Here is a 6136-nt window from a genome sequence, read left to right as displayed (position 1 = left end):
GGGGAACTGGGTCTCGCTGACCGCCGTGGCCCGCGTCAGCATGCTCGATTTCCTCGGCGAAGAGTTGGACCCCATGGAGCAGGACGGGTTGGAAGCACACGATGGCCTGATCGAGCCGGCCCGGTGCCTACCGATGGGCACACGGCTCTTCCACTCGGACATGGGCGTACTCGCGGAGTGCTGGAAGATCCTCGATCCGATCCCGAGCATCGGCGCTGTACCTGGTGACCTGCTCTTCCACTGTGAGGGGGCGCATACGCACGGACGGCGGCGACCGGAGGGCTCCAAGGTGTCGTGCCGCTGGCCGACACCCTTCGCTGTCATGGACGACGGCGAGTGGCTCTACGTCGCGTTCCTCACGGAAGAGCACTGGGCGGAGTTGCTCTTTCCCAAGAAGGATCAGGAGCAGGAGATGCACCATGTCTGACCAGGTCGGGCTCGGCGAACTCTCGGCCGTATTCGAGGTCATGCGCGAGATCGAAGAGATCGGCGGGCGGCCAGGCGACAGGATCGTGCTGAGACCCTCCGAAGAAGAGTACACGTATTCCCTCGTGCGTGACCTTGGTCCGATTGCTTCCGATTGTTGGGCGTTCACCGACTCGTGTGTTCTGGAAGTCACCGATCCCCCGATGATGGACGGCTTGGCTCTTCGCCTTCTGAAGGAGGGGATAGACGGTCTGGAGCCGTATCTGACGCTGATACCCTAGTTCTACAGGAGGACTGAAATGCCACGAAAACGAACCACCCGCGTCTTCTGGCGAGGCGCGCGAGCCTGGGGGGACTTCCGGGACTACGTGGACGTAGGAGGCGGCCAGGAGCGTCTGGTCGCCCCTGGCGAGTCCTTCGCGACCGAGGACATGGTACGTTGGCAACGAAGCTCGCCAACGAGCGCGTGAAGGAGCTCGAGCGTCTCCGCAGGGGCTCCGGCCTGCTCGAAGAGACCGGCGGTGCGACCCTGGCCACGTATGCGAGCGAGCACCTCATCCGGAAGCAGGAGGAGGGCACGTCCCCACGTCACCTCATCATGGTTGAGGGCCAGCTCAAGACTGCGATCGCGCACTTCGGTGCCGAGCGGGAGCTGTCCACGATCACGACGCGCGACGTCGCGAGGTGGGTGCGCGTGCTCCGGCGCACGCCGAACGGCCGCGGCGGGACCTTCTCGGACGCGACGGTCAGGAAGTATCTGAACGCGCTGAGCGATCTCTTCGCTCGCGCGGTCTCGTTCGATCAGGCGCCAACAAACCCCGCCCGTTCGCTCTACGGCAAGCCGACGCCGGAGAAGAAGCGGGCGCGGTACTTCGAGCCGGCAGAGGTCGCAGCGCTGCTCGAGGCAGCCCGAACACTACCGGTCGATGCCGGCCGTGCCGGCCGTGGAGGAGGAGGGCGAGTCGCGGCCGACGCCTATCCGTGGATCTATCCCCTCCTGGCCACCGCAGCTCTCACGGGCGCCAGGAAGTCGGAGTTGTTCGGCCTCGAGGTCGATGACGTCTCGTTCAAGTACCGCTGCGTTCACGTCCGCCCGAACCACTGGCGGGATCTCAAGACTGCCGGCTCCGAGCGCGCGGTCCCGCTCTGGCCACAGCTCGAGGAGATTCTCCGGGCTTACCTCCTGGAACGCGAGCAGACCGGCGGACTCGGTGCCCTGCTCTTCCCTTCGCACCGCCACGAAGAGGAGCGCATGCTCGACAACGTCGACAGGCTGCTAGACCGAATCGGGGAACGCGCGGGCGTCACCCATCCGCGGCTGCAAGCATTCCGCCACTCATACACGGCCGCCCGAATCCAGACGCTCGAGCGAGGCGCACCGGTCCACATCTGGCAGGTCGCCCGCGAGCTCGGCCACCAGTCCTCAAGCATGATCGAGGAACGCTATGGGCACCTGGCCAGGGTTACCGAACGGTCGGAGGTTGTGGAATTCCAGGCACCGCCGCCGCATCATGCGGCTCAGTCGGTGCCGGCCCCACCCTTCGAGCGAACATGAACGACGAGCCTGAACAGCCCGGGACGACGGTCAAACGGATTCTGCTGGAAGACGAGGCCGGGACGAGAGCAGCCTTTGACACCGCAAGAGACAGCCGGGCTCGCTGCTGCGGGTGTCGTGCTCGACTTGCTCACGTCCGGGGGGCTCATCAGGCTTGCGTCCGCCCTGGGGGGATCGCTGAGAGGGTACACGATCAAGAAGCGGATGCACGTCTTCGAGATGCGGCTAGAGCAACTCACTCAGGACTTTCAGTCGGACAGAGACCGCGTTAGCGACACCGGCAGCTTCGACTCCGAGTATCTGCAGACGGACGAGTTCCAGGAGATCGCCTCCGCCGCCGTGGGCCACGCTCTCCGGGAAATGGATGAGGAGAAGCGTGCCTTCTACGCGCGGCTTCTAGCCAACCGCTGCAACACCTCGATCGACCACACCTGGTATCCGACCGCCCTCAAGCTCGTCCAACAGATCGAGCCAGCCCATGTCGCGATCCTGAGAGCCCTCAGAGATCGAAAGATATTGTTCCCGAAAGACAGCGATGTCAGCATGCGAGACCTGACCCTGCTGCTTCACCTCGATGATCTGGAGGATTTCCGGCCGTCACTGGCAGCCGAGAACAGTGGCTTTGAGCACCCGTTCCCAGACGCAGCTGCGTGGGACGCGGCACTGGGCGGAGCCGAGCCGGCGAACACCGACGCGTACAGGGTTGTGTGGGCCAAGTTCAATGAGTGGCGCCAGGATGCAATCGCTCACGGCTGGTACCTAAACTCAGTCGGCCTGGTCATCCAGGGGGACGCACACCGCCTGCGGATGAGCGAACTAACGGAGAAGCTCCTGGAGTGGCTGTCGGTCCCCGACGAAGGGCACGACTAAACCCGCGTTTGTTACACTGAACGTTACACTCGTTAGAGCACCAAAGCCCCCCAAGGCTCTAAGTCCTTGGAGGGCTTCCTGTTACCACAGAGCGGGAGACCGGGTTCGAACCGGCGACCCTCAGCTTGGGAAGCTGATGCTCTACCAACTGAGCTACTCCCGCTTGGGTCACAAATGTAGCTGGGCGTCTAACCCGGTCAAGAAAGTGCCTCGGCCCGTTCCGCCGTTCCCGAAAGCCCCGAGAAGAGAAAGCGGGCGGCCCGGATCACCGGACCGCCCGCTCGGCGTCCTTGCGCCAGCCAGCGATCAGCCGACCGACAGCGTGTAGCCGTAACCGCCCACCTCGTCCCCGGTGGTGTACTCCACCTCGAAGACCTCCTTCATGCCCTCTCCGCCCACCGTGACCTCGTGGGTTAGCGTACCCATCACATCACCGGTGGCGGTGTAGAACGTGAAGCTCAACGTCACCGTCGCACCCTGATCGAGCGTCTTGTTGCCCACCGATCCAGTTATGCGTGCACCACCATCGCCGAGGCGCGTGATCTGCAGGTCGGATACTTCGACCTCGAGCGCGTCGATTGCGGCGATGAGCTCCCGAGCCCGGTCCTCGTCACCGTTCTGGTTCACCGCCTGGGCCATGATCAGGTAGCCACCCTGGCTGTACGGGTCGAGCTCGACCCAGCGGTCACCCACGGCCGGGATCTCCATGTACGCGGAGTCGAGCTGGAGCGACCTCGCCCACATCTCGAGCGCGTCGCGGTCGTTGACGTTGCGCGTCGCCGCGCCCTCGAAGGCCTGGGCCGCGCGCGTGTAGTCGCTACCGGTATAGAAGCCGACGCCGATGGTGTAGAAGTCGGTAGCGCGCAGATCCGGACGCGCCAGGAGCTTCTCGTACTCGGCGAATGCCCCCACCTCGTCCCCCATTTGAATCAGGACGCCGGCTAGGTTGCGTGCGGCGACCACATCATCGGGGTTCGTCGCGACGAGCCCCCGGTACGCCTCGGCGGCCTCTTCAAAACGGCCTGCGTCAGAGAAGACCTGAGCCCGTAGCGTCGGCAGGTCCTCCGCCTGCTCCCGCCAACTCGCGGCAGTCGTGGAGTCCATGTCCGCGATTTTCTCCGAATTGATGATCGCAAGAGCGGACTCGATGTTCTCGAGTGCGGCATCGTGGTTTCGCAGCGACGCATGGATCTGTGCCAGTGTCACCATCGCTTCGGGCCGGTCGGAGTAGATCGCGTTGGCGTTCTCGAAGATGCTGACCGCCTCTTCATAGTCGCCGGAGTTTACGAGAGGAACCCCCACCTGGTAGAGATCCATCCAAGCACGCTCACGGATGCCCTCATCCTCGAACTCGTAGATCGGACGCAGCCCGGCGGCATGGTCGAAGTGAGTGCCCGCGCCCTGGTAGTTCTCGAGGGCGAGATTCGCCAGAGCAGCCTGACGGTGAGCCAAAGGGTTGCGGCCGTCCTCGGCAATCGCCGCCATGGCGGACGTGAGGGCCAGCTCGAAGTGTGGCCGGGCCTCGGCCGGGGCGTCCGCGTCGTCGCCGGCATCCAGATGGCGCTGCGCTGCGCGTGTGTTCTCAGTCTGACGAGGCCGCTCACCCTGGGCGATAGATGTGCCACCGGGTGTGGACGGACCTGTGGATGCGGCACCTCCGCCACCAGAAGCACAACCAGTCAGTCCGAGACCACAGGCCAGCATCAGGACGAGTCCGAGACGGATCTTCATCTGGGGATCCTCCATTGGGGTCAAACACGTAACGGCGTACAGACCGAATAAAGTAGAGGACGGCAAAAAGCCCGCCAAGGCCCCGCCGAAACGCGACTTCCAATGCGACGGCCGCCCGGACCACTCCCCCTAGCCCAACGCCTCGTCAATACGACGAAACGCTTCGCTCATTCCAACTCCCGCAAGGATCTTGCCGACATCGGGGCCCTTCTCCGAGCCGATGAGCACGAGTCTCAAAGGATGGAAAAGACCGACTCCATGCGCCCCGACATCGCCCCCTCCGGCCCTGACCGCGGCGCTGAGCCATTCGGCCTCCCAGCTCTCTGCGGCTTCGAGCCGACCGCGCACAGCGGAGAGCACCGCGCGCGCCTGCGGATCCGCCCCCACCTCACGCCGAATGGACGCCGCGGCGGCCTCGTCCTCGGCGAAGAGCAGCCCGAGGTGGTCGTTGATGTCACCGTAGGTGGAAAGTCGCGTGCGCAGGGCGTCGACCGCCGGCGACGCATCGGCGCCCAGCGCCGGGAAGCGGTCTCGGTCAATGAACTGCCCGACGTGGGCGGTCAGCTCCTCCAGGCTCTCCAGCGCCAAGTGCTGGTGCGAAACCCACAGTAGCTTCTCGGCATCCAACTGTGTATCGCTCTTTCCCACCCGATCGAGGGACATCGCCTCCACGAGCTCAGAACGCTTCAGCACCTCCTTCTCCTCGGGATGCGACCAGCCCAGCAGCGACAAGTAGTTGAGCACGGCGTCCGGGGGAAAACCCCGGCTCTGCAACTCGGCGACCGCAGTCGCGCCCCCCCGTTTGGACAGTTTGCGACCGTCGGCTCCGAGCACGGTGGGAAGGTGCGCGAACACCGGCGCCGATCCTCCGAACGCCTGGAAGAGCAGGACCTGCTTCGGCGTGTTCGACAGGTGACCGACGCCTCGAATCACGTGTGTGATCTCCATGTCGATGTCGTCGACCACTACGCCGAAATTGTACGTGACCCGTCCGTCCGTTCGTCGAAGTATGAAATCGTCTATATCGCTGGCGGGGAACGAGATAGGACCGAAGATCTCGTCCACGATATCAACATGATCGACGTCTTCCGGAACCGCGAAGCGGATCACGTGCTCTTCGCCGGACTTCAGGCGGGAAGCTCGCTCGTCAGCCGACAGACGCCGACAAGTGCCCGCGTACCGACGTGCGGGACGGTCCGCGCCTGCGTCGGCGTCGTGCGCCTGCTCCGCGCAGAAGCATGGGTAGGCACGTGCGGAGGCGATCAGCCTCTCGACCGCAGTAGCATGCAGGTCGGCCCGTCCACTCTGATGGTACGGCCCGTGAGGTCCGCCGACATCCGGCCCCTCGTCCCAGTCGAGGCCCAGCCAACGCAAATCGTCCAGGATGCCCTGCTCGCTTCCCACGACGTTCCGCTCCGTGTCCGTGTCTTCGATGCGGAGGATGAAGACCCCGCCGTGGCGGCGTGTGAACAACCAGTTGAAGGCCGCGGCTCGAACATTGCCGAGATGCAAGCGGCCGGTGGGGCTCGGGGCGAAGCGCGTGCGTACGGTCAC

The 6136-nt window shown here is 64.6% G+C and carries 7 protein-coding genes and 1 tRNA gene; 5 read left to right on the top strand and 3 right to left on the bottom strand.

What is annotated here, in order from left to right; translation table 11 throughout:
* The 5 genes from IIB36_17275 to IIB36_17255 all read left to right on the top strand — a co-directional run.
* A partial coding sequence (locus IIB36_17275; GenBank protein MCH7533490.1) for a hypothetical protein occupies positions 1-427 on the top strand: 427 nt, incomplete at its 5' end.
* Positions 420-707: a hypothetical protein gene (locus IIB36_17270; protein ID MCH7533489.1), complete on the top strand. Its 288-nt coding sequence runs from the start codon at positions 420-422 to the stop codon at positions 705-707. The genes IIB36_17275 and IIB36_17270, both read left to right, overlap by 8 nt.
* An 18-nt stretch (positions 708-725) precedes the next feature.
* A complete protein-coding gene (locus IIB36_17265) occupies positions 726-896 on the top strand; it encodes a hypothetical protein (protein MCH7533488.1) in 171 nt (56 codons plus the stop codon).
* The gene (locus IIB36_17260; GenBank protein ID MCH7533487.1) at positions 866-1981 is read left to right on the top strand and encodes a tyrosine-type recombinase/integrase; all 1116 of its coding nucleotides are present in this window, start codon (positions 866-868) and stop codon (positions 1979-1981) included. The genes IIB36_17265 and IIB36_17260 overlap by 31 nt, the downstream gene beginning before the upstream one ends.
* Before the next feature lie 75 nt (positions 1982-2056).
* On the top strand, positions 2057-2851 hold the full coding sequence (locus IIB36_17255; protein ID MCH7533486.1) for a hypothetical protein: 795 nt from the start codon (positions 2057-2059) through the stop codon (positions 2849-2851).
* Between the two features lie 90 nt (positions 2852-2941).
* Here IIB36_17255 and IIB36_17250 read toward each other — a convergent pair.
* The 3 genes from IIB36_17250 to IIB36_17240 all read right to left on the bottom strand — a co-directional run bounded on the left by IIB36_17250 (position 2942) and on the right by IIB36_17240 (position 6136).
* Positions 2942-3014, bottom strand: a tRNA-Gly gene (locus tag IIB36_17250).
* A 143-nt stretch (positions 3015-3157) separates the two neighbouring features.
* Positions 3158-4582: a tetratricopeptide repeat protein gene (locus IIB36_17245; protein ID MCH7533485.1), complete on the bottom strand. Its 1425-nt coding sequence runs from the start codon at positions 4580-4582 to the stop codon at positions 3158-3160.
* A 129-nt stretch (positions 4583-4711) separates the two neighbouring features.
* Entirely contained in the window at positions 4712-6136 is a 1425-nt protein-coding gene (locus IIB36_17240) for a glutamate--tRNA ligase (protein MCH7533484.1), read from the bottom strand.

It is taken from the genome of Gemmatimonadota bacterium, from assembly GCA_022560615.1.
Lineage (GTDB): Bacteria > Gemmatimonadota > Gemmatimonadetes > Longimicrobiales > Gaopeijiaceae > UBA1138.
The sequence above is the reverse complement of the archived record's forward strand: the minus strand, read 5'-3'. Positions and strand labels throughout refer to the sequence as shown.